Annotated in this window: 26 protein-coding genes and 1 pseudogene; 17 read left to right on the forward strand and 10 right to left on the reverse strand. The window is 46.4% G+C overall.

Going from position 1 to position 23,945, the window contains the following annotated elements; all coding sequences use genetic code 11:
* Nucleotides 1-76 precede the first annotated feature (76 nt).
* A pseudogene (locus BS639_RS25240) lies at nucleotides 77-187 on the reverse strand (GNAT family N-acetyltransferase); the annotation flags it as partial.
* Nucleotides 188-1,296: 1,109 nt separating this feature from the next.
* On the opposite strand from BS639_RS25240, the gene BS639_RS17295 reads away from it, so the two are divergent.
* From BS639_RS17295 to BS639_RS17320, 6 genes are all read left to right on the forward strand, one after another.
* The gene (locus BS639_RS17295; RefSeq protein ID WP_084983757.1) at nucleotides 1,297-2,172 is read left to right on the forward strand and encodes a ParA family protein; all 876 of its coding nucleotides are present in this window, start codon (nucleotides 1,297-1,299) and stop codon (nucleotides 2,170-2,172) included.
* Nucleotides 2,165-3,529: an SPI-7-type island replicative DNA helicase gene (gene dnaB-PI / locus BS639_RS17300; RefSeq protein WP_084983758.1), complete on the forward strand. Its 1,365-nt coding sequence runs from the start codon at nucleotides 2,165-2,167 to the stop codon at nucleotides 3,527-3,529. The genes BS639_RS17295 and dnaB-PI overlap by 8 nt, the downstream gene beginning before the upstream one ends.
* Complete coding sequence (locus tag BS639_RS17305; RefSeq protein ID WP_084983759.1) at nucleotides 3,526-5,076, forward strand: ParB family protein; 1,551 nt, start codon at nucleotides 3,526-3,528, stop codon at nucleotides 5,074-5,076. Before dnaB-PI ends, BS639_RS17305 begins: the two co-directional genes overlap by 4 nt.
* Nucleotides 5,073-5,669: a DUF2857 domain-containing protein gene (locus tag BS639_RS17310; protein WP_084983760.1), complete on the forward strand. Its 597-nt coding sequence runs from the start codon at nucleotides 5,073-5,075 to the stop codon at nucleotides 5,667-5,669. The genes BS639_RS17305 and BS639_RS17310 overlap by 4 nt, the downstream gene beginning before the upstream one ends.
* An 11-nt stretch (nucleotides 5,670-5,680) precedes the next feature.
* The gene (locus BS639_RS17315) at nucleotides 5,681-5,938 is read left to right on the forward strand and encodes a ParE family toxin-like protein (RefSeq protein WP_084983761.1); all 258 of its coding nucleotides are present in this window, start codon (nucleotides 5,681-5,683) and stop codon (nucleotides 5,936-5,938) included.
* An 81-nt stretch (nucleotides 5,939-6,019) separates the two neighbouring features.
* Entirely contained in the window at nucleotides 6,020-7,201 is a 1,182-nt protein-coding gene (locus tag BS639_RS17320) for an STY4528 family pathogenicity island replication protein (protein WP_084983762.1), read from the forward strand.
* Nucleotides 7,202-7,394: 193 nt separating this feature from the next.
* Here the strand turns inward: BS639_RS17320 and BS639_RS17325 are convergent, their stop codons facing one another.
* From BS639_RS17325 to BS639_RS17345, 5 genes are all read right to left on the reverse strand, one after another.
* Nucleotides 7,395-7,928, reverse strand: a complete 534-nt coding sequence (locus tag BS639_RS17325; protein ID WP_139804128.1) for a GIY-YIG nuclease family protein — start codon at nucleotides 7,926-7,928, stop codon at nucleotides 7,395-7,397.
* Between the two features lie 466 nt (nucleotides 7,929-8,394).
* Complete coding sequence (locus BS639_RS17330) at nucleotides 8,395-8,658, reverse strand: DUF1737 domain-containing protein (RefSeq protein WP_233427697.1); 264 nt, start codon at nucleotides 8,656-8,658, stop codon at nucleotides 8,395-8,397.
* A 75-nt stretch (nucleotides 8,659-8,733) separates the two neighbouring features.
* A complete protein-coding gene (locus BS639_RS17335; RefSeq protein WP_324615968.1) occupies nucleotides 8,734-9,039 on the reverse strand; it encodes an RBBP9/YdeN family alpha/beta hydrolase in 306 nt (101 codons plus the stop codon).
* A gap of 24 nt (nucleotides 9,040-9,063) precedes the next feature.
* Nucleotides 9,064-9,582 (reverse strand): AAA family ATPase, encoded by a 519-nt coding sequence (locus BS639_RS17340; RefSeq protein ID WP_084983764.1) that lies wholly within the window; start codon nucleotides 9,580-9,582, stop codon nucleotides 9,064-9,066.
* A gap of 43 nt (nucleotides 9,583-9,625) precedes the next feature.
* Nucleotides 9,626-10,426, reverse strand: a complete 801-nt coding sequence (locus tag BS639_RS17345) for an isocitrate lyase/PEP mutase family protein (protein ID WP_084983765.1) — start codon at nucleotides 10,424-10,426, stop codon at nucleotides 9,626-9,628.
* Between the two features lie 90 nt (nucleotides 10,427-10,516).
* On the opposite strand from BS639_RS17345, the gene BS639_RS17350 reads away from it, so the two are divergent.
* A complete protein-coding gene (locus BS639_RS17350) occupies nucleotides 10,517-11,404 on the forward strand; it encodes a LysR family transcriptional regulator (RefSeq protein ID WP_084983766.1) in 888 nt (295 codons plus the stop codon).
* 484 nt (nucleotides 11,405-11,888) lie between these two features.
* Here BS639_RS17350 and BS639_RS17355 read toward each other — a convergent pair whose 3' ends face one another.
* Both BS639_RS17355 and BS639_RS17360 read right to left on the reverse strand, forming a co-directional pair.
* Nucleotides 11,889-12,347, reverse strand: coding sequence for a GNAT family N-acetyltransferase (locus BS639_RS17355; RefSeq protein WP_084983767.1), 459 nt, complete (start codon nucleotides 12,345-12,347; stop codon nucleotides 11,889-11,891).
* Between the two features lie 363 nt (nucleotides 12,348-12,710).
* Nucleotides 12,711-13,274, reverse strand: a complete 564-nt coding sequence (locus BS639_RS17360; RefSeq protein ID WP_084983768.1) for an RBBP9/YdeN family alpha/beta hydrolase — start codon at nucleotides 13,272-13,274, stop codon at nucleotides 12,711-12,713.
* A gap of 125 nt (nucleotides 13,275-13,399) precedes the next feature.
* On the opposite strand from BS639_RS17360, the gene BS639_RS17365 reads away from it, so the two are divergent.
* Complete coding sequence (locus BS639_RS17365; RefSeq protein ID WP_084983769.1) at nucleotides 13,400-13,843, forward strand: Lrp/AsnC family transcriptional regulator; 444 nt, start codon at nucleotides 13,400-13,402, stop codon at nucleotides 13,841-13,843.
* A 158-nt stretch (nucleotides 13,844-14,001) separates the two neighbouring features.
* Here the strand turns inward: BS639_RS17365 and BS639_RS17370 are convergent, their stop codons facing one another.
* Both BS639_RS17370 and BS639_RS17375 read right to left on the reverse strand, forming a co-directional pair.
* A complete protein-coding gene (locus BS639_RS17370) occupies nucleotides 14,002-14,475 on the reverse strand; it encodes an AraC family ligand binding domain-containing protein (RefSeq protein WP_084983770.1) in 474 nt (157 codons plus the stop codon).
* A 4-nt stretch (nucleotides 14,476-14,479) separates the two neighbouring features.
* Nucleotides 14,480-14,776, reverse strand: coding sequence for a chorismate mutase (locus BS639_RS17375; RefSeq protein ID WP_084983771.1), 297 nt, complete (start codon nucleotides 14,774-14,776; stop codon nucleotides 14,480-14,482).
* Nucleotides 14,777-15,113: 337 nt separating this feature from the next.
* On the opposite strand from BS639_RS17375, the gene BS639_RS17380 reads away from it, so the two are divergent.
* The 9 genes from BS639_RS17380 (at nucleotide 15,114) to BS639_RS17420 (ending at nucleotide 23,786) form a co-directional block, all read left to right on the forward strand.
* Entirely contained in the window at nucleotides 15,114-16,151 is a 1,038-nt protein-coding gene (locus tag BS639_RS17380) for a S66 family peptidase (protein WP_084983772.1), read from the forward strand.
* A gap of 448 nt (nucleotides 16,152-16,599) precedes the next feature.
* The gene (locus BS639_RS17385; protein WP_233427700.1) at nucleotides 16,600-17,187 is read left to right on the forward strand and encodes a hypothetical protein; all 588 of its coding nucleotides are present in this window, start codon (nucleotides 16,600-16,602) and stop codon (nucleotides 17,185-17,187) included.
* Between the two features lie 642 nt (nucleotides 17,188-17,829).
* The gene (locus tag BS639_RS17390) at nucleotides 17,830-18,963 is read left to right on the forward strand and encodes a tail fiber domain-containing protein (protein WP_084983773.1); all 1,134 of its coding nucleotides are present in this window, start codon (nucleotides 17,830-17,832) and stop codon (nucleotides 18,961-18,963) included.
* Nucleotides 18,964-18,996: 33 nt separating this feature from the next.
* Nucleotides 18,997-21,114 carry an S-type pyocin domain-containing protein gene (locus tag BS639_RS17395; RefSeq protein WP_084983774.1) on the forward strand — a complete coding sequence of 706 codons (2,118 nt, stop codon included), beginning with the start codon at nucleotides 18,997-18,999 and terminating at the stop codon, nucleotides 21,112-21,114.
* A 4-nt stretch (nucleotides 21,115-21,118) separates the two neighbouring features.
* Complete coding sequence (locus BS639_RS17400) at nucleotides 21,119-21,376, forward strand: immunity protein (protein ID WP_084983799.1); 258 nt, start codon at nucleotides 21,119-21,121, stop codon at nucleotides 21,374-21,376.
* Nucleotides 21,377-21,588: 212 nt separating this feature from the next.
* Nucleotides 21,589-22,434, forward strand: a complete 846-nt coding sequence (locus BS639_RS17405; RefSeq protein ID WP_084983775.1) for a DNA/RNA non-specific endonuclease — start codon at nucleotides 21,589-21,591, stop codon at nucleotides 22,432-22,434.
* A complete protein-coding gene (locus tag BS639_RS17410) occupies nucleotides 22,425-22,751 on the forward strand; it encodes a hypothetical protein (protein ID WP_084983776.1) in 327 nt (108 codons plus the stop codon). The genes BS639_RS17405 and BS639_RS17410 overlap by 10 nt, the downstream gene beginning before the upstream one ends.
* A gap of 87 nt (nucleotides 22,752-22,838) precedes the next feature.
* Complete coding sequence (locus BS639_RS17415; protein ID WP_084983777.1) at nucleotides 22,839-23,519, forward strand: hypothetical protein; 681 nt, start codon at nucleotides 22,839-22,841, stop codon at nucleotides 23,517-23,519.
* Nucleotides 23,520-23,582: 63 nt separating this feature from the next.
* Nucleotides 23,583-23,786, forward strand: a complete 204-nt coding sequence (locus BS639_RS17420) for a hypothetical protein (RefSeq protein ID WP_084983778.1) — start codon at nucleotides 23,583-23,585, stop codon at nucleotides 23,784-23,786.
* Nucleotides 23,787-23,945 lie beyond the last annotated feature (159 nt).

Genomic DNA, 23,945 nt, shown 5'->3' on the forward strand with positions numbered 1-23,945 from the left:
ATCTCCTCAGGGGACATAATCAGTATGCCGGAAGATCTCTAAAAGTGAATGGTTCGCTTAAGAGGGATGCTTACACAATGACCGAAATCCATTTGGAATAGGCCGCAAGTACTATTTCACGAACCAATTCCGCATCGTTTTCTTCCGCGCGGCGGAACCCAACGGTGATGTCAGGCGATTTACTCATATAAACTCCTTGAAACTCGGCTGCCACTAAATATGTGCAACATAGCAGGCTGTACAGCTTTTTGATTAATTAACACCGGATTGGCGCCACCAGTTTGACGTTGCAACTGCAAGGTTACTGACACTGGATAGAATAAGCAAAGTGTACAGTTGGAGGGAAAAGAGGTGGGAAAGTATGTTACCGGCCTAGCTGTTAGGATTGACTTGATAATTGAGATCTCACCGTTTGAATCAAATTCAACTGGTCTGCAATGTCCGCTCTTCGCTCAAAGCTGCCCCTCAGCATTTGTCTGCTTAAAAATAGTCTTAGCATGGCTTATTTTGGCTTTTCCAAACGGATCCCTGCCTCAACGAAAAGTAGCCGATTTGAGAACATACCAGCGATATCAAATAGGCGGTTCCGAAGACAACCCACTTTTGAGCGTTCAGGCGCTTTTCTTAAGAGAAACTTTATGAAGGATGAATGTGGGCTAGTTTGACCTGCTCCCCGCTGATTAGTACAACCCGATTTTAGTAATGTCTTCGTTTTGACCCGCTCCAGTGCATCTGAGGGGGCGAAACGGCTCGTATACAACTTACCTTTACCAATGCCCACTCAGTCAACCTTCACAGTTTTGCTGTCCAGAAAACTATCATCGTGAGCGGGAAAGGGTATGATTAAATAGAGGTTTTAAACACATTTAACTTAAAAAAGCTGCAATATGGATAGCGTTTAAGAGAGGAACAGGCTTAAGAGCAGGATACGTTGTGAAAGTCACGAGGCTTAAATCTAACGTCTTACTTGTATTGTGTTTATGAATACTGACTGTGAAGATGACGTACAACGAAAAAAGGGAACCTGTTTAAAGGCTCCCTTCTTGAAGTTTAATGCTTGACCACAACTCAATGTTAATTTGAATTTTGATTTTCACACCAACTTTCTAACGCCAGTCAGAAGCTTTCTCTGACCCACGCTGTATGAATGATGGTGCCCGGACTCGGAATCGAACCAAGGACACAGGGATTTTCAATCCCATTGTTCGAAGGCAGCAATTCATCTACAAATGTCAATTTATCAGAAAGTTGGCATAACTGCATGTGATGTACTCCAATTCTTTATTGGAGTTACTAATGATAATTCTTCCTGTGGTATCCACTAAAGGTGGTGAAGGAAAATCGACAAAAGCGGCAAATTTAGCCGGATTTCTTGCTGATGCAGGCTTAAAAACCCTGTTAATTGATGGGGATTACGCTCAACCTACCGCGAGCAGCATCTATGCTCTTAAATATGAAGCTCCGTACGGTTTGTTTGAATTACTCATGCAATCTGTCGACCTCAACCAACCTCATCAAATAATCTCTCGCACCGTCATCGATAATCTTGACCTTATAATTTCCAATGACCCTCTCGGTCAGTTGAAAACAGCCATGTTGCATGCAACTGATGGCAGACTTCGCCTACGTAACGTACTTCAGCATCCTCTATTCCAAGATTACGATGTCATCATCATTGATTCGCAGGGTGCTCGCTCTGTGATGCTCGAGCTGATTTTACTTGCTGGCACAGAGTCAGCTTTAGGTATAGTCGTTCCAGTTCTGCCGGATGTTCGTGAATTTCTGCGCGGCACGATCACCATGATGGAACAACTTCTCCCACTTACGTCTTATGGGATCTACCTTCCAAAAATCCTGATTCTTATCAACCGTATGAATTACACAACCCTGGCTAAAGAAACCCTTGATTCGTTGAATGAAATTATTAGCCAAGGAAAATACAGTGAGAGATCTGCAGACCTCCCCATCTTTGTACTCAAAACCCAAATTTACGATCTGGATATCTACAAGCGCGGTCACGCCGTTGGTCAACCAGTTCATCGGCTGGAGAGAAATACCTCACGAAAAAGTGATAGCGCAGCCAAAACCATGCACGACCTTGCCTGCGAAATTTTTCCGCAGTGGCAGAGCAGATTTAGAGTTTTGCTCGCAAAAGGGGCTGCACATGTCTGAACCCCAAAGCACCTACTCTCTCGAAGCAGAGCAAAGCGTCCTTGGTGGCTTAATAATAGAAAATCATCGCTGGGACGACATAACTCACGACCTCAGTGCTCAAGACTTTTTCTGTTCGGCTCATCGTGTAATTTTTAATGCCATCGCGAAACTAGTCAGCAGGGATCACCCTTTTGATTTGATCACGCTAAATGAGCAGCTTATTTCACAAAATAATCTTGAGGCCGTCGGCGGATTTGCCTATCTGGCCGAGTTAAGCAAGAACACTCCCAGTGCGGCGAACATTAAGGCCTATGCCTCTATCGTGGTGGAAAAGAGCCGGCTCAGGCAACTGCAGCAATTAGGTAAAGCCCTCTATAAAGATGCCGTCAGCCTGGAAGCAGATTTTAAAACGATAACTGAACAGGTGGAGAGTAAGCTTTTTACCCTTTCAGAAAGTGGAACAAAACACTTACATCACGAGGTTAGCGTTCTTACTGCTCTGGACAATTTGATTGGCCATCTTGAGGTCGTCAATGGTGGTAATGGAGTAACCGGCACGCCAACCGGATTTTGTGAATTAGATTTGATGACCTGCGGATTACAGCCAGGAGACTTAGCGCTGTTGGCGGCACGTCCTGCAATGGGAAAAACTGCACTGGCGCTGGCGGCATGTTTGGGCGCTCTGCGTGCAAGCCCCGATAAAAGCACTCTGATATTTAGCATCGAAATGCCTACAGAACAGCTGATCATGAGGCTTGTATCGATGGAAAGCCGAGTCGAATTGTCGCGTCTTAGAAGTGGTGAATTAGAGGATGAAGATTGGGCCCGTATTTCTCAGGCAATGTCCGACTTTGCCCAATGGAATAATAAGCTCATCATCGATGACAATAGCTTTCAGACCCCCTCCTTACTTCGATCTCGCGCCCGACGCTATGTGCGAAAATATGGGCAACCCTCACTGATCATGATTGATTATCTGCAGCTCATGCGTTCGCCGGCTCAAGAAAATCGCACGCAGGAAATCGCTGAAATATCCCGCAGCCTCAAAGCACTGGCTAAAGAACTTAAATGCCCTGTTCTCGCGTTATCACAGCTTAATCGGCAGGTTGAGAGCCGTATCGATAAACGACCAAATAACGGCGACCTGCGTGACTCGGGCGCATTAGAACAAGATGCAGACCTCATTATGTTTATCTACCGCGATGAGGTCTATCACCCCAATAGCCATGACGATGGCGTGGCAGAAATCATCATTGGCAAACAGCGTCAAGGGCCTACTGGAACCACCAGACTCCTCTTTGATGGCAGGTATACACTATTCTCGAACCCCTCAGAAAGTAGCTCGGTTAAGAAGATGAGGGGGAATAACGCATGAATATGAAGAATCAGGATCTAGGATCAGCAATGCTTCAGCGCGGCCGTTCTTCTCCATCCGAGACCTCACAAGTATTACAAAACGTTGAATTACCGTTGCTGCTCACTCTGGATCAAATTCGGCCCAATCCCGATAATCCACGCACCTCTCGCAATCCAAAGTACGACGAAATTAAAGCGTCAATAAAGGCCCGAGGACTAAGCTCAGTCCCAAAGGTTACACGCGACCCAGAAGGTGATGGGCACTATATGTTCAGCGACGGTGGGAATACGCGATATCAGATACTGCTAGAGCTTTGGCAAGAGACTGCCGATAACCAGTTTTTTCAGTTTCACTGCATATTCAAGCCGTGGCCTGGAAGACTGCAATGTATTATTGGTCACTTGGCTGAAAATGAAGCTCGCGGCGATCTGAGCTTTATAGAGAAAGCATTAGGCGTTCTCAACGCTCAGAAAATCTATGAAAAACAGTTCAAAGAAACTTTGTCTTTCCGAAAATTAGCCACCGTATTAACCGAGCAGGGATTACCGACCCATTACTCTGTTGTTAGCAGAATGACGGATACCATTAATTATCTCTATCCGTATTTACCCACGTTATTGTCGGATGGTCTTGGGAGGCATCAGATAGAACTCTTGCTCGGCCTTCGCAAGGATGCTCAAAAAACGTGGTTGAGCTATCAGACCGGATCTAAGCAAGGGTCAGTTGAACGCTTTTTAGTGGTTTTTGCCGAATGCTGCAGCCAGTTTGATTGCCTTGAGACCTGGTCTCTGCCTATGTTTATTGACGAATTCATTGGGGCTCTGGTCACCGCTTTTCCTCATCCCTCTCTAAACTATGAGCGCTGGTTGCTGGAGCTGAGTCCTAAAGAGCGCAATAGGCGGCAAGTTCTGCAAGACGACAAGCTGCTGCCGGCGATTGAAGACACTGCAACGACTATCAATCTCACGCTGCCAGCAGAAAAAAACCAATTAACCAAAAGTCAGCCCACACTTACCCTCGTCTCATCGCCTCCGGTCATTATTCCCAGCATTCATGAAGAAAATATTCAAATAGATAACGATTTGGCCGTTATCTCTAACGAATCAATCGAAGAACATTGTGACCAATATGCATTTGAAGATTTTCTATCTGAAACCTATGCACAAGCAGAATTAGAGCCTGTTGGCGATATCTGGACAATATCACCGCTTCAGGACGATATTGAGCACCTGCAGGCCATGAGTTTTCGCCTGTCCTTCGAGCTCGCTGAGACTTTAGGCGTCGAGTCCGAGATTTTACCCAGCAGTGAGTCGCAGCATTCAGCAGGCTTTTACCTCCTTAATCCACCAACATCTTCCCCCTTTCCCCAACTCTTATTTTCTCTTACCTGCCCCGCGAGCCCGGCACCGCCTGTCACCCTCACCCAATTTTTCATCGGCACTGACGAAGCTACGATGCTCAGTGATGTGCAAGCCATGAAGCTTATGCGACTGGTTCGTATTCAGCGCCGCCTGCAGCAACTTCAAATATCCGTAATGACACGGAAAAAAGAGAACGTCAAATGAGTGGGAACATAGCGCAGGCGACTAACAGCCTACTGACACAATTAGTTTTAGACCTCAAAAGCGGATATCTGCGTCGATGTGAATCGCTGGGACTTAAAAGGGATCACATGCAAATGCTGCTGAGTTTGACGCTAGAGGATTTGCATTATCTCAGCAACAGCCATGTGTCAGTTATGACCTTTAATATTGACTATGCCATTCTCGAACGCATGATGCAGCAATCACGATTGGAGTTAAAACGGCTTGAAAGCATTGACCGTGCGTTGTCTCTCGGCTCGTCTATCGAACTCATGCAGCACTATTTTGGACTGTCTACTGCCGAAGTGGCAGCACGCAGGCGCATAGCAGGAATAGAAGTGCGAGCAGGCCGTATTCACGTACTGAGCGATGAGAAAGATGCCGAGGTTTGGAAACTCTGGCAGCAAAACAATAGTTCCGACGTCGATACCAGCCAAGGTCTCGCCTCCATGATGCAAATAGCCGAACAAATGGACGTCTCATTAACAGCAACTTGGCACGCCATTCACAACTGGCATCGCACGCAAAATGACGAGCCGTCTATATCAGCAGTCCGGATCGATAAATCACAGTGATGGAGACTACGATGAAGAATAAATTAAGGGAGATCGTTCCAGGATTTATAGCCTCCCCTTCGATTCCAGAGACTTATCGAGTAAAAGCCCTAACGCAGATCCAAAAGTTTCGCCGCGGCATGAGGAATTACACCCGTCTAAAAGACAATGGATCAGGGTATATCAAAATCAACGTTGGCCTTTTTTGGCGACTTTTAAGTCGTAACGACGGACTTACATGGGAACTCATGCACCATGAACGTTACAGCAGTCTGATCCGTAAGCTGTGAGCTTATATTCTGCACTCGGCATTCTGGGTGCAGTAATAAACTCATCGTGTGATGTCATCAAAATAGTGACAAGGAGTCACAATGAATTTTCCAGCTGAAAGCCTAATTCAAAGAACAGTCGCCATTATGAATGCAAAACTCGCCGAGCGAAGGCTGGATAATGATGTTACTCAACTTCGAAGCGGGCTGCTTTATTTAGGCAATGTGCATGATGCCATTCCTCGCCGCCTGTTGCTTGATGCACGCCTTTCTCCATTAGATAAAATGGCCTGGATGATGATTCGCCTCTACGCACAGCAAAATGAGGGGGCAGTTTTTCCGAGCTACGACGACTTACAACTCCAGCTCGCTTCACCCAATAGCGGCAAGGCATCGCGAGAAACAGTAAGTCGCGTACTGCTGATGCTGCGAATCACCGGCTGGCTAAGTTTGTGCAAACGCGTGCGTGACGATCATGGCCGCGTGCGCGGCAATATTTATGCTCAACATGATGAACCGCTGACGCTGAAAGACGCCGAGCTTTTTGACCCCAATTGGTTAAACACCGTCGCCGAGGCATGTCGAAACAAGAATAAAACTATTAGCCTGATGGCCGCCGCAGTTCTGCAAGAAATTAGGCTCGATCCACTAATGCGCCATCATCATAGCCATATCACCCTGATTGAAGCGCGACTCAATTCGCCCCAAACACCGCAGCATATGGCAAAGAAAATTGCTGTCAAACAACTGAGTTCGGATGCCGAACCCAGTCTCAAATTACTGAGTTCGGAAAGCGAACCATGCAGCCTTGATTCAACTAAAGCCCCGAATTCGGAAACCGAACTAAGTGCTAAATCAGCCAGTTATAACAGAGTTCGGGATCCGAACGGTTACGTACGTTCTCTTTCATTAGGTATAAATAAAAATACGTACGTAGTTGGGAAAATTACTCTTCCAGAGTCATTGAAATTAACCAGCGACGACAGGGAAATGCTCGAGAAGCAGCTGTCAGCGTTGCCGGAAAAAGAAAGGGAACAGGTTTTATCGAATTTGAACAATGTGCTCGCCGCGGGGCGGTTAGCGAATCCGGTCGGGTGGCTGTTGGCGATGATGAAGAAGGCAAGAGACGGTCTACTGTTCATCTCGCCAATTTTAAATGCTGGAAAACAGAAGATGACTACGAAAGAAAATATTTATGAAAATAAATCCCATAACAAAACCTCTTCCCCAGAAATGATAAGTAAGGTTCTTGAAGATATTCGTAGGAAATTGGCAGTGAATTAGTTAGTACGATGGTTTTGATAAAATGGAAACTCATTACAAAGAAGTACTACTTCTGGTGGTTGGCTGGCTACTAAAGTAGATTTATTAATCTGCACGCAACTCAATATGAGATGATTATGCTCCTCAGACTGTCCGCATGGAGCGAGGAGCGGAAGTTCGCAGTTGTTCTCAAAGTCAACGGAGGAATATTAAATTAAATGAACTTGTCATTCATAAAACTACCGCATATTAAATTTTGCATGTGTATATTAAATTCCCACCTTGCAAGATTTCTCTTTTTTTTGTGCGTATTAAGTGGAGGCTGTAGCCAATAAATTAATTGTGATTCAATACTATCTAAAATATCAAGTGCAAGTTGTTCAGGCTGTATCCAATCAAGAGACATATATTCGTCATCAATATAAAACCAAGCGGTGCATCTGTAGATATGTTTTGACTTGCTTTGGTACTCAGGTGCATGTAACTTCAATGCTGCGCTATGACCCCCATTGAAGCGCGATGTATTTTTTGTCTTTCCAACATAGACCAGTTCTTCATCATCTCCATCACCACAAGATATAAGGTAGATGGGGAGTGATGGTAAGGGGGCTTCTCCCAATTTAGTTAAGATTTGTTCCTGCTCCCATCCGTCAAGCCATCCGCCTTCAAGCCCACTAATGAGTTTACTAGCACTATTTAAGTAGGACTGAGTATTTGCTCTGACGTCTTTAAAGCTCAACCACTGCATACTCATTACCAAGTGAAGGGGTTCGCATTCCTCGATTGAAATCCAACAGGGCCAATCTGGGTTGGGGACATCTATGTGTCCCGGGTTATAAAAACGCGCTGGTATAGGATGACGCCGGTCAAGCCACCCTCTCAAGGGATTGATCATTTATTCTATATCTCAATCTTTATTAAATGTTAAAAGAAACTAGACGAGTTTGTATCTTGTAATCTAAATGCTATTTATTGAGTATGTCTAACAAATTATATTGATACAGCTTATCACGTGTAATGTCCGTTTCTGGCACGAGGCGGACAGCCAACTGAGCCGTACGTCTGCTGTGAGCGAATAGCGGAAGTTCGCAATTGTTCTCACAACTTGTTAAGCCATTACTGACATTACGACATATTAATTAACGGGGGTTAACGTCAAAAGCGATACTGAGGCACCCTGCCAGCCGACACTACTGCTATGAAGCTCAAGGTATTCAAATCGGACTCGACTGTGCCTCTGGCCATATGATGGCTTGTGCGACAATAACATCCTGACCATTAAACGTCGCGGCTGGGGAACCATAGAGTTGATAACCCAGCGACAGCGCTTCTGAAACACGATGACAAAATTTATCATCATCCTTGCCTGTCAGAATGCGATATCGAGGGAGCCCATCAGGCGGTAAATGCAGGCCATCATTTTCTATTTCCGGATTTATCATCATAAGTAAGCCTATCTCAGCGAGTGCTTTTGTCATTTTCGCAATTCTTATCTTCTGGAAGCAATTAAACCATACGCTCCTACTAATCAGATCACAGTGGATTTATTTATATCAGGAGGCGCTCATGGACATGGCAATAAGCTCTTTTAACCATGCCCGTCCCTGAGGCCAGTCACTGAGTCCGCTGGCTGCGTTGATATGCCCTCGCTCACCGATATTGACCAGACTACTGCCCCAGGCATCAGCACATAGCTGGCTGTAATGGATATCAGCATAAGGGTCATTGGAACTGGCAATCATTATGCTCGGAAATGCGAAACACTTTTCACTAAGGGGAACACTAAACCCCTTAGCCTCTTCTGGAAAAACATTGCGTGTGGGATGCCGTGCAATTTTTCCGCACGGCGTCAGAGTAATGTCGCGTGCTGCTGAGCCCCGTGGTTAGCTGTACTGAATAATCGTGAAACCTTCTGCGGCCACAGGCTCAGTAAAATACTGAGATATCAATTCAAACTGCTCATCAGTGACCTTAAAGCGAGCAGTACCTGACTGATTACGGCTGTGCAACCGGGATTTGCATACATCACTGGAGACATTGAGATAATGCAGACGATGATCTGCACATGACCCATTGATGATGCTCATCATCCATTTGCGGTTTGCCACAGTATTGGCGGGGAAATCCAGGACAACGGATATCCCCGCGTTGAGCAATGAAATAACATGCGGCTTTATGGCGTTTTTAAGCCTGGCAGAGCAGCGAATGTAATCTTCTACCGTCTGCATTTCATCGTTATAAAGCTGAGATAGCCACTGGTCTTCGCTGATCACCACCGTGACAGGTGATGTTGCCAATTTTAATGCAAGCGTCGATTTCCCTGAGGCAATTTTTCCACATAAAATATGCAGGATGGGTGGGCTTTTTTGTACAACGGTGTCGGCGTTGGCTGCGTTTGTCATTATTCACCTCACAGGTTAAGAGTTTGCATTCAGGGCATCAAATTTAAAACATTGCATTGATTTCAGAATATGGCGCGGCATTTTCCATCAAGGGCGCCATGGCATCATCTTGTAAGAATCCGCTGACGAGCTTTGCGTTATGCGCCCATAACGTTTGCGGTAACCACGAACCCACGCTGAGACGGCGCACACCCAAATTGGCTAGTTCATCCACGGGCGGAAGGCCTGGCCAGACGACAACATTGAGCAGCAATTTACTGCTGTCAGCAATAGCTCGCATATCTTTGGCATCGGCCAATCCAAGGACGAAGAGTCCGTCAGCCCCGGCACGTTGGTAGACCTGTGCACGCGCCATGACTTCAGCGGCTTTATCGTCCTGAGAAACCAAATTGCGTGCATAAACGTCAGTACGTACATTGATATACAATGCCACACCCCGCCGGGTGCTCTCTGTTCTTATAGCTTCGACCTTCTTGCACAATAAATGCGGATCTCCCGCACCATCCTCAATATTGATACCGACCACCCCTGCATCGATCAGTCGCGATACGGTTAAGGCCACCGTGGAGGGATCATCACTGTATCCGCTCTCGATATCTGCGGTGAGGGGCACCGAAATGACCCGCGCAATAGACAAAGCCCGCGCGACATACTCCTCCACCGGAAGCGCATTGCCGTCGCGATACCCCAGCGACCATGCCACGCCCGCGCTTGTTGTGGCAATCGCCGCTGCGCCAAGGTTCTCGATCAACCTTGCGCTGCCTGCATCCCAGGCGTTTGGTAATCTCAGGGGAGCGGCGTGCAGATGAAGGGAGTGAAATGCGGATTTTGACGGCGTATTCATGATGTTTCCTCAAAAAAGAAACATTCTAATCATGCTAAATTTGCTTGATAATAGCTCAGAATGACATTCATCAATTCTTTGAGAGCAATAATGAACCCGCCTTCACTGCACCTGGTGCAAGCTTTTATAGCTGTGGTTGAACATAATAGTTTTGCCCGTGCCGCAGACGCGCTCAGTATTACCCCCTCATCAGTCAGTCGTTTCATCAAAACACTCGAACAGCAGTTAGGCACAACCCTCCTGAATCGCACAACGCGCGCGATGTCTTTGACCGAGACCGGCAAACGCTATTTTTCCGAATGTAACCAAGCGCTGGTGCAGCTTAGAAATGCCGCTGAAATGGTGAGGGACGAACAAAAGCTTCCCTACGGTTCACTGATAGTCAGTGCCCCCATTGCTTTTGGTCACACTCATGTGGTGCCTTACCTAGCTGACTTCCTGGCTGCCTATCCGCTCGTGCAACTGGATTTGCGCTTGAGCGATGACTACGCGGATTTGATTACTGACGGCATCATGTTGGCGCTGCGCATCGGCCGCATGAAGGATTCGTCGTTAGTGGCTCATAAAATACTCGCGAACCGCCGTATCTTGGTTGCGGCTCCGGCATATATTGACAGGCGTGGAGCTCCCACAACATTGGAAGATCTTTACCAGCATGAGTGCATCGTCTCGTCGGCCAGTCAAGATGGCATGCTCTGGCGGCTATTTTCTGCGGGAGAGGAGCGCACGCTGGCCCCCAAAGGCCCGGTCAAAGTCAACAACGCCGATGCAGCCCGAAGACTCTGCATAGACGGCCTCGGCATTGCTTTTCATTCAGCGGTTACGATGGAGGCGGCGCTGCACGCGGGTGATTTGGTTCAAGTACTGCCGCGATGGACGGGTCGGGAAACCGGTGTTTATTGTGTGCGGCCAACCCGACGCATCGGGCCTGCCGCTAAAGCCTTTCTTGAATTTATGACCTCATGCTGGCAGCGCTAATCAGAGGTTATATGACAAACAGAGAGCAACACCGTCCTGAAAAATAGGCTGGTTTCGGGGGCGTAGCCATTCCCTTTATCTAACAGCGCCGGCTCTAACCGGAGGGACGCAGACTAAAGGTGACGTTTAGCGGTTTTGGTATGGATGTTTCATGATCAAGCTGCCGCGCATTTTTTTAACTTGTTATTCTATAATGCTTTTTCACCATTATTTCCCTGCCAACCTTTGACCAGTTCAAAGCCAAAGGATTTGTACAGGCAACGGTCTGCGGTCAGTTTATCGAACGTCCAGAGCTGGACAGAAGAGAACCCCTATCCTCATACCCGGCATAGCTTACTCCGTAGGTGGCGTAATGCGGGTCTAGATAACATACGCAGAGCGATTTAACCAGTGTGTTGCATCCATTCGTTGAACTCACACGTCATTGCAGTCATTCAGTTTGCCAGTAATCGACTGCTGCGGCAGGTGCTCATTAAATCGGGTTTTACCTGACTAGTGCCAAGCAGTAAAAGCGGTCCGCTCCACTTTCTGGTAGTGGGTCCGGGCCACGAACCCATCCTAAGGACTCATACAGGTGAACCGCAGCCCCCATGTCGCCCCAAGTATCGAGTTCCAGGTGAGTGAAATTATGGATAACGGCCTGTGCTATCCCCTCGCGCAGCAGCGTTCGGCCGATGCCCTGTCCTTGCATGCTCGCATCGACGTGGAAGCCGAACAGCTTGGCGATAGCCCCCTCCATACGCTGAATTGCAAGGCAGCCGACCAGTTTGCCATCCACCTCTGCCACTAATTCGATTGCGTTAGGGGTGTTAGATTGGCCAAGCGCACCAATGGCAGCATCTAAGGTGTCAAAATCCGCGATTAAACCAAAAGAAGCTAATGATTTCTGTACTACAACCTTGGCACCCGAATTATCGGTAGGAAGAGCTTTACGGATTGACATTGCTACCTCTTGAGTGATTCAGAGCAATGATTCTATGCGAGAGGTCCGCGTCAGTCGAGTGAGCGGCATTCTTCCCATCAATCAATTGAACTCACAGCACATAGCAGACTGTAAAGTAGGAGCTACATTTACATTCAAGATGATTGCTGTCCCGCCTTTACCCGGAGTATGGTTTGCGCTTTCGGTTCACCAGAACCGTTTACTGAAACTGGCACGCGAAGGCAGGAAGATGAGTAGCCGAGACCTGGCTAAATTCACGGATATCCAGTTGGTGATTTTGAAATTTTGTTTTGCCACGTGATACCGCCAGAGGGGCAGGACTTTGGTGATCTGATCCTGATTGCGGCCAAAATTTCGATTTATTCAACAAAGCCATCCGGAGGCGCTCATTGATATGGCAAAAAGTTCTTTCAACCATGCCCGCCCCTGAGGCCAGTCACCGAGTCCGCTGGCTGCGTTGATATGCCCCCGCTCGCCGATATTGACCAGACTACTGCCCCAGGCATCAGCACATAGCTGGCTGTAATGGATATCAGCATAAGGGTCATTGGAACTGGCAATCATTATGCTCGGAAATGCGAAACACTTTTCACTAAGGGGAACACTAAACCCCTTAGCCTCTTCTGGAAAAACATTGCGTGTGGGATCGGGTACCGCAACCAGCAAAGCGCCTCTCACAACCGTGCGGCTATATTGTGCCCAGTTCGCCACCTGCAGGCAGCCAAGACTATGGGCGACCAAAATGACGTCTGGCCCGTTCTTTCTGACGGCAGTTTCTAAATTTTCGACCCACTCTTCGCAGACCGGGTGATCCCAGTTTTGTCCCGAAATGAGGGTCATTGACGCGTCAGTTTGTGTCCATAACGTTTGCCAGTGTCCTGAGCCCGAGTTGCCGATTCCCGGAAGAAGCAATATTGGAGATGTCATGTCTTGATTCCCAAAGAGGTGTTCACATAATGTAGACGAATGACACATCGTTCCTGAATGGCAAGTCATCGAAATACAGCCCGATTAACCGATGATTCATCTACATTTTGTAGCAAAGGATTAGCATGGAGCTTGACAACAAAGACCGGCAAATTTTGGAAGCACTTCAAATGAACGCACGTCAGAGTCTGGCCTCTCTGGGCAAATGCATTGGCCTTTCGCAGCCAGCCATGAGCGAACGGGTCAAAAAACTCGAAAGTGCAGGCATCATTGAAGGATACGGCGCACGCGTCAATTTGCGAGAGATAGGATTGGGATTACAGGCGATCTTGCGAGTACGCACAACCCACCAATACATCAAACAATATCTGGCGTTATTTAACGATATCCCTGAGGTGATAGAAGCTGACAGGATCACAGGAGAGGACTGCTTCATCGTGCGTTGTGTTTTTTCTCAACCGAATGATCTGGAAGCCATCGTCGATGCCTTTGCGGTTCATGGTTCAGTGACCACTTCGTTAGTTCTTTCTAATGCAGTGCGTAAACAGGTGCCTGTACGCCCGAGGTGACCGGCTCACATGTGATCGACATGGCAGGATATTAGCAACGTCCGCTTCTGGCACTTAGCTGCCAGTATCAGAACCAAAGGCAGCTAAGTGCCAAAAGCTGACATCCAATAGCTCTTATAAGCACATTTTTTTCAAGTGCTATCCAACATGAATATTTATTATTGCACGGCCATCGCCAGCCGAATCCCAACTGCAGTAAAGGCCAGCGCTACCCCCCAACGAATGCCGGTCATCACCTTGTGATTTCCTAATACACTATGACTAACAGCCGAAGCAAAAATGCCATACAGAGAAAATACAGGCAGAGTAAACTCGCCGCTGGCAAATTTCCCATCGGAAATATCGCTAAAGCAGCGATTGATAAGCTCAGTATCAAAATAAAGCATCCGCGAGGCTCGTGGACCGCCGAGAGGTGTTCCATCGTGAACTTCCCCCGGGTTAACCGTGCTGATATCACCCGCGTTCGACTCGACATACCCGCGCCCACTCAGGGATTTTTGCCCACCACTGTCCATCAAACCAATGCCGAACTGATCGTGAGTATGCCGCCCAAAAGAGATATCGCTGTTGGCGTTTACCGCCTCGATACCCGCTACAGTAATTGGGAGAAGCTGAATGGTATGTTGACGCACGATGTCAGATTTTTTCCTGTCGCAGTTGGTCGTGTTGCTCGAGCTCATAATCGATAAACGCACCGATCATAGTCCGATAGACCTTTTCGATAATCACTTCAGGAAGTCCTGCTTCAGTGGCCTGTTTACATACCTTGTCGATTACCTGTTGGACGCGGTCTGGAGCACGAACGGCTGAGTGGTCAATTTTGAAAGCTGCTGCAGCTTTAACACATTCGCTGCGTTGCGCGATCATCTTAACCAGTTCACTATCAATTTGATCGATTCGATTTCTAACGTCTTCAATTGACAAAAAATTCATCTTCAGTCCACCTGGCTAGTACATGGGTTTGTTAGGTTACATAAAATTTCGATTAAATACAGTATTGAACCTAAAAGGTTCTAGCTGAGAGGACGATATATCAAGTAAAACTTACCCAGAAGCTCGCTGCTATTGGCATGATGATGAATTGGTGAGTCTGGAGGTCCGCTTCTCGCTCATAGCAGCCCAATAAAATCCTTTTGGGCTGCTTGGTGCCAGGAGCGGACGTAACTAGCACTTCCATTCGTTAATTTTTAGGGTTCAGGTCAGTTGGTTTCCTTTTAAACCAAACTAATGGATTATGGATTCTCACCTTTGTTCTGAAAAGGATTCAAACATGAGTGTTCGCTTTCCACCCAAACTTATACCAGGAGATTTGATTGCTATAACCGCTCCATCCTCTGGTGTTCCTCAACACCTGCACCCCCGGCTGGAACTTGCGATAGGGAACCTTAAGAAAAAGGGTTTCAGAGTTCTCGAAGGAGGGTGCTTGCGTTCGCAGCACAAAAATAAAAGCTCTTGTAAAAACTCTCGAGCAGAAGAGCTAATGTCTTATTTAACTGACCCGGAAATCAAAGCTGTTATGCCACCATGGGGAGGCGATCTTGCCATGGAGTTGCTTGAGTTGATTGATTTTAATCTGTTAGCTCAGTCTGAACCAAAATGGTTTGTGGGGTTTTCAGATCTAAGTACGCTTCATTTTCCACTAACTACGCTTTCTGGTTGGGCAACTTTGCATGGACCCAATTTAATGGATCTTGGTGCTCAAGAGTTAGACTCTACCACACAGGCTGTATGGAATATTTTGGGATCTGCACGAGGAAGTGTAGTTAAACAGAACTCTTCAGAAGCATTTCAAACTGATGAAAATCAGTGGGGGACAGCGACAAATGAAGGTTTCAATCTGACTCAGAAAACGCAGTGGAAACACCTAGATGGCGTTACATCTTCAGCTAGGTTTAGTGGGTGCCTAATTGGTGGCTGCCTAGAAATAATATCCAGATTAGCAGGTACGCAGTTCGGAAATCTGCCTTTGTTTAAGGCACAGAATAGCGGACAAGGAGTGATTCTCTATTTTGAAAATGTGGAAATGGCTCCCTGTGAATTAACGCGCGCACTATTCAGCTTACGCTTACAGGGTTGGTTTAATAATTTAAGCGGTATTCTTATAGGCAGAAGTGCGGTACCCGACGTAAGCGATCCGACTAAACATAACTATATGGACGCCCTAAGGGCCGCTTTAGGAGATATTGCTGTGCCCGTGCTTTATGATGTGGATATTGGTCACATGCCGCCTCAACTTTCTCTGGTGAATGGGGCAAGTGCAACGGTCCTATTCACTGAAAATGGATGTTCAATAACTCAACGACTATAGTAGGAAAAATAATTTTAAACGTAAAAGCGGGCGAGGCTGTGTTTTGCATAAACGTCCGCTCCTCGCTCACAGCGGACAGTCCGTTCGCGACGAGCTGCTATGTGCCAAAAGCGGAAGCCGGAGTGCCAAAGACTCTTAAAGATGATGGTTCTTTTTGCAGGGATGCTTACATTATGACGAGACTTAAGGATATTCCAAGCGTAAGGTGATTTCGAATTACTAATAGGTGACTTTTAACTAAAGATAAGTTATATGTAATATTAAATTTTGATTATCAACTTACTACGTTTATATAGCAAATAATCATAATTTTTAGAGCATATAACATGTCAAAATCTCTTTATTAGAGGGGGTTATGTTGTAAGGTTAATAATTTCTATTAAGTGAATTTAAAATTTAATGGTAAATGTTCAGTGGGAAAAGGTTAGTTATTTTTATGGGAGGAAATATGTCAGAAGATAATTATAATTATGCCATGTATACTTTTCAGGTGGGGACTCACCCTTTTCATGGCGTTGAAATGCTTATCTCGAACATGATAAAAAACTTTAAAGAGGTCACTAGTCATTCGTGTGGATCTTTCAGTACTACTAAAGATAGGATTGGAAGAAATGCAATTAGCGATACAGCGATTGTCATGTCTTACTCGTTACTTGAGGGTTTTTTTGACGAAGAGTATGATTTTTATATAAGTAAAAATAAAAACTCCAAAAAACCAGGGGAGCTAAGTGCTTTAATTAACACTGTGATTTATGATCGAGGTGTTAAAGTGGAAGACTGGAGAAGAAGAAGAAAGGTCATCGATTTGTTTAAGGATGTACGTAATGCTGTTGTGCATAGCAATGGAAGGATAGATGCCTGTGTTTATAGGGGGGGGTTCTTAAAGCTTTTGGGTGTTGATTTATTTGAACATGCTGATGGTTACCTAACGCTGACTTTTGATGCATCGCTATGGCTAATAAATGAATTTAGAAGTATCGCTCAAGAATATGCGGAAGCGGTATTTATGGGAGATAGAGAAATAAAGAGTGACTAGCTTTCATATTTGATGAATTGCGAAACTTAAGCTCTGACCTGCTCCCTGATAATTCACACAAAATACTGTTAGCAATGTCCGATTTTCGCTCAAAGCTGCCTGTCAGGGCTGCTTAAAAAACAGGCTTAACGTAGGATATTTTCCGTTTTCCAAGCGGACCCCTTTAAGGCTGCCATTATATTCAGCAGGAGATTTACCTCCACCGGTTGGCTAATGGTTTCTATTTTTATAATCATTCAATCCAGCCCTCATACGATTTTCCATAGACCTACTGCATCAAACTAGCCAGCTCCGCCTGCTTCAGATAAAAACGATTTTCCCACCGACTAATCGTGACTTTTCTATCGACATAACCTCCATACAGTAAAACCCTTTCATATCGAGACTCAATTTCTGATTGAGCTGAATCCTTTGACTGGCCACTGCAAAAAATATGCGTTTTTGTTGAAAAAAAGCTGATCTACATATTGTGAAATTAAATCCTATTTACAGTATTGACGAATTACTTACACCAACCTAACATAAAAAGCACTGTAATTATGTACAGTACTTTTGCCTGAGATCATCAGACCAAGTAGCGTGCTCTGCTTGCTCGGTAATCACGGACTAATGGATTTTTTCATTTTAACTCAAGGAATTATCATGGCAGATAAGCAAAATTCGCAGGTACAGAACGGCGTCAATGACGACATAACCGAACTTAAATCCCTGACCCAACTTCGAAAACGTGTCATCAGCGATTCTGAACTGGTGTCGATGTCGCAAAATGCATTCAGACTCGCTTATGGCAATCGCGGCGTGCTACTGCGTAACGATGGCAGTGATTTCTCGATGCTGACGACAGAAAACGGTCAGGCTCGTGATGGTAATCCGAACACGCTTCGCCCATTGTCTTTTAATCTGAATACCGGTCGCGTTTCGGTACGAAACGGATTAGATGTAGCCGGAGGGTTGATCACGTCTAACGACGCGGGTATCTCGGCGAGCACCACTGGACCCAATCCAATGATAGCCGGACAGACTTACCTGTCGCCTGCCATCACTTCCGATTTTATCAGCGGTAATGTGAAGACGACCATGCTGATGGGTTCGCGAGTGGTTGCCGGCAAGGAGGATTATGGCTTCGTTTCCTATCGGGATTGGCAGGGCGGATGGAACGAAATTCGAGTCAGGAAAAATCGCGAACTCGAGGCGGGGCAGTACCTTAAGGTTAATCCTGATGGCTGGTTCACCGCGCGCGGTGACTACCTTACCAATAACAACAAAGACCGTACCACCAACGGTTATCGTGTGCAGGGTATTGGCGATTTATTTGCCGACATATATCACTACGAGCGCATAGGAAGTCACCACTTCCTTGCCATGCACGTCGCTAACGGCGGAGGCCAGGGTTGGTACGAGTTCCGTAATAACGGCGATGCGTTTACGAACGGGAGCTGGCATTCCAGTTCAGACGTCAGGATGAAGACCGACATAAAAAAAATTCATAACGCGTTAGAAAAACTCGATCAGTTGCATGGCTATACCTATCTGAAGCAGGGGGTCCCTGAGGCCGGTGTTATCGCGCAAGAGGTCGAACAGGTTCTGCCTGAATCCGTATTACAAACAAGCCTGCGCCTGAATGATGGAACTGAGTTGGAAGATGCCCGGGGAATTAATATCAATGGCGTGGTAGCCCTGCTTGTTGAGGCTCTCCGTGAAGAGAAACAGGCACGCGTTGCCCTGGAAGTTCGCCTGGCATTGCTGGAAACCGCCGCTGCGGGTGGAAAGGAATAACCATGAAAACAAGAAAAATAAAGGGAGAAAACAATGAGCGGATTTGATTATGGTGGCGGGCCCGGCGATGGCACCCCCTGGAGTGAGGAGAGAGGAAAGTTACCTGATCCGGGCGGTGGCAAGGTAGGGAATAGCGGTAATGGTGAATACGGAAGCTCTACGGGAAATACCCTTGCAGATCAGCAGATTTCAGACATTTTAAATGATAAAGATGTTCATCAGAAATTGAGTAATCTGATCGCCGCGGCACGCGGCTTAAATCCATCTGTAACAATGCAGGGAACACTCCTAACGGCAACCGGAACATTGACACTTGCGTTTAACGGATTAAATGTCGAACAGGTGACACAGCTTGGATTGCGTGGGGCAGCCATGGATGTAACCCCTGAAGGGAAGCCTCCTATAGGTTACGGCGATATCGAAACCGGCCATGCTCAGCCCAAGGGAACTCCCATTGCTGGCGGTAACAATGATGTGGGTGCTGACACAATAGGAAAATCCTCTGTGGGGACTTTGGTCTCTGTTGTACAAGGAACAATACCACCAGGCTTTTGGCTGAATAACGGCAAGGTGATGACACAGTTAAAAAAGACAGTCATCACCGGTGGTAACGGTAAAAACGGAACGACGCAAACCAGTGTTGTCACCTATGACAGCGAGGTGCCGCAGCTGACTGAGGCTTACAGTGAAGGGGTAAAACAACGGGCTGAGGCCGCAGCTAAGGCCGAAGCCAGAGCGAAAGCCGAGGCAGAAGCCAGGGATAAAGCAGAAGCTGAGGCGAGAGCTAAGGCGGAGACGGCGAAAAGAGAGGCCGCGGAAGCACAGGCCCGAGCTGAAGCCGAAGCCCGAGTGAAAGCTGAAGCTCAGGCGCGTGCGGAAGCGCTTGCACAGGCAATGAAGAAAGCGGGCATAGAGCCAACACCTAATTGGACGCAAGAAAAAGCCGGCGCGGCTACTGCAGCATTATCCTCCGCGGGGACCCTTGCTTTGAACCGTGCTTCAGGAATGATGCAGCTTGGCATAGCGGGTAAAGGCGTTTTGACCACAACCAGTGAACTGGCTGGTTATATTGCAGGGGCAGTGTGGCGCGGTGCTGTTTCTTTAGGCCGAATTGCGGTAGTTACGCCCGCGGGCGCTGTAATAACGGCAATAGTGGGCGGACTTTGGCCTACTGAAGCAGGAAGTGGCAGCGATAAAGTGCCTGGTCGTGATGTCCCGGCTATTTTTGGGGTACAAGCGGGTCTGATGACGGCTGGGATGGTCAACATTGCACCGGGAATGAAGACGGTAAACTTGCCGGTACGTGGGTCACTGGTTTATGAGGAGGGGCGCCTTGCGGTAAAGTTGGTTAAGACTGGTGGAAGTGTGCCTGCTGAGGTCCAGGTATTGACTGGCGTACGTGATGCGGTAACCGGATTAGACCGTATAACAGTACCTGCAGTTGCGGGGATGCCCTCCAGAACGGTTCTGATTAACCCAGTACCTTTTGGACCCGCAGCTCCGCCAAATACAGGCAATACCGCGCCGGCACCTGTCACGCCCGTACACACAGGGAACACGTTCAGGCAGGCGGACAGTATCGTCACGACAACCCTGCCGATATATGAAGGTGCAGGATTACAGGACTTTATCTACTGGCAACCGGATGCTACGGGGACCGGCGTCGAGCCCGTCTATGTCATGATCAGCGATATCTATGGTGAAACCAACGCCAAGGGAAAGTACAGCGGGCGTGATTATCATACTGAAAAGTCCGGAGGCCCAATTCTAAATCTGGATTGGAAAACTGCGAAGATTGATAGTGTTGGCATTGATAAAGTTAAGTTACATACGAGCCGGTTCCCCCCTTCAGATGGTAACAAAATGATGATCGACCGTTTGGAGAAAATTTTAAATAATAAAATACCAGTGACAGATACAGATAAGCGATTTTATACTCATGAGATTAGAGAGCTAGAGCGATACAGGAATTTGGGTATAAAAGATGGCGAAGTTCCTCAAAGCATTTCGAGGCGAAAAGAACTATGGAATAATACCCATACTGCAACTCTAGAGGATTATAAAATAAACGAAAGAGAACTGAGCCTTTATACTGATGAGGCCCTACAAGCCGATTATGAACAGGAACTTAAAGATGCCTTGGGAGGATAATTCAATGTCTTTAAAAGATATAATCAAAAATGAAAGTGTAGAGGATATATTAACATTTTTAGGACCAACGTCTGACTATCCAAAGTTAGATAAGTTATTTACATACAACCGATATGATGTAATTACCAGTGGAGAACTTTCATCTAAATACGATGAGTTATTTAGAAAAGGTGTACTAGCTGATCAAAATGGGAAAGTCGTAAAAGGCCCAAATTGGAAAACCCCTAAATTTGTTACTGAGAAAAAATACGGTATCGCATAATCGCTAGCGCTATCTGATAAGTGCGCTTTAAGCAACGTCCAGCAAACGAGGGTTTGTTGGACGTTTTCTTTGGCGGTTAGAAAGGGAAACCGAACCTAATTCTGACCAGGATTTCGAACTATTCAACAAAGCGTATAAGCGTATCAATGCTCGACTATTTGGGGTTAACTACATATCTATGAGAAGGATTTTAGATATTAAATGGAGTTAACATGTTTATATCCAGCCACTTTCGGTCGTTGTCGCTTTTACCTCTCTTATTCCTTTTTTCCTGTACGACACAAATCAAAAAAGTACAGAATGAGACTTCTCAGCAGGTCGTATCTGGCGCAACAAGCGTCAATTGCCCTGTAGGTTGTCCTGTGGGCGGCAGTATTCAGACTGTTACCCGCGAAGCTTATACATTGAACAACAATCCTGATACGAAGTTTGCCAACTGGGTTGCCTATACGATAACCAAAACCAGTCAGGCAAGCGGTCGCCCCCGTAACTGGAAACGCGATCCTGCTCTGCCTGAATCAGATACTCTGTCTCCCGCCGCATATACAGGCGCCAACGGTGAACTCGCCGTAGACAGAGGCCATCAGGCCCCCTTGGCCAGCCTGGGCGGTACTGCTGATTGGCCGTCATTAAACTACTTATCTAATATCACGCCCCAAAAGTCAGCGCTCAATCAAGGCCCATGGGCGCGGCTAGAGGATAAAGAACGCGCTTTGGTCAATCAGGACGAGGGCACGGACGTTCACTCAGTGACCGGCCCGTTGTTTGAAAGGGATATAGCGGTTTTACCTGCTGCACCTGCAATACAGATCCCCAGCGGTTACTGGAAGATAATCTTCATTGGCTCTGGGCCGGACAAGGGAAAATACGCCGCGTTTCTGATGGATCAAAGCGTTCCCAGGGCAGCCAACTTTTGTGATTATCAGGTCACTGTCAAACAGATTGAGGCAAAAACCAATCCCAATCTGAATATTTGGTCTTCCCTGCCCCCAGAGATTGCCTTAGGTGTTAAAGAAAAAATAGGAACGCTAGCTAAGGATAAGATGGGATGTCAGTGATGAATTTAGTTATTGGTTGCGCTACGGGGACGGGGAAAACCTCAACTCCGGAAGATTTTTCGGCGAATTCGGATGTTGTCATCCAACCCAGTGCGGAATGGGGACGACACTGGTTCACAGATACAGTGCGCCGACATGTCAAAACAGTAGAAGTAACTCAAATAGAGTGTTGTGATGATGAGCTGAAGAGACTTAGAAACTGGTATAGACCCGAGGTTATTAGTTTGGATCCAATTACTTATGATAAAGATAAATTTAAAAAATGTCAAATTCATGGAGATATTATAATTAATTTGTGTTATGAGGCTTTTCCTTAAAACTAGCATGCTTCACTTGCTACCAGCAGGATTTCGGGATCGAACATCGGAACCATCAAGCCAGTCAATCGGATGAAGGAACAGGATATGACCGACACAACAGCAGTGTTCTGGGGCATAGATAAACCCACCTGGGCGGTAATAGGGGCGATTGCCGCAGTTGCCATTCCGATGATTTACAATATGGTTAACGAAATCATCAAAGCAAGCAGAGAAAGAAAATACGTTATGGTGCAGTTGATTTTCTTGCTCGACAAGTTTACCTCCGGATGTGAAGCTGTGGCCTGGGATGACGGTTTCCCGCCAGGCCACCCAGGAAATGGCGCTGCGCATAAGCAACATAAGTCGCCGAAACTCGGTCTGATCACGGTAAAAGGGGAACTAAAGTTTTTAAAAGCAGCACGACTGCATGAACTCCAGAGCATTGATATCAGACAGCGTCAGATCCAGCAGGAATTACGAGAGGTGGATTGGCAATATGACCACCCTGATTTGAGTAATTATTTTGGACAGCGCCGTAGGCATTATGCCGAACTAGGCATCTTTACAGCTGAGCTGACGAGGAAAATTTGTCGAGAACTCGTCATCACGCAGGATGAGTGGAAGGGTAAAGAAACGCCAGAGGCATCCTGTCAAAGAAGCCTTATAAAGTTGAATCGGCGTCGAGCAGACATGACTATGTCGCGTAAATATAACAAGGCAAAATCGGTGATGAAACGCCAAGAAACGGCAAAAAATGCAAAAAGCAGCAGCGCCAACGACGAATAGTCTTCAAATTTCACTGGAACATCAAATACAAGTTTCATACCGAAATAAAATTAGGAATTAAAGTTGGAAAATATAAGTTGTAAGGAATTTAAAGATGAGCTAACTAAAAATCTTAGGGGTTATGAAGACTCGCTTGGAGATTGTTTAGAGCAAAAAGATGACCTAAATTCGTCAGATACAGACATGCTTGAAGCAACAACATACATAGAGTTGTATTCCATCTTGATAGAAGAATATCAAAGCCAAATTGCCAAACTACCCTGCTAGATATTGAGCCATCACTACGTTGAAATCCTAATAGCCGCCAAAATCTACGTTATCCACGCTGTATTAACCCGCAGCTGTGCGTGAACTGCAAAGTACTTCCCGAGAGCACGTCCAGAGGGCAGTTTGGAGATAGGGAATTCTTGTGCGCTAAAAACATTA

The sequence above is a fragment of the Rouxiella silvae genome (assembly GCF_002093625.1).
In the GTDB taxonomy this organism is placed as follows: Bacteria; Pseudomonadota; Gammaproteobacteria; order Enterobacterales; family Enterobacteriaceae; genus Rouxiella; species Rouxiella silvae.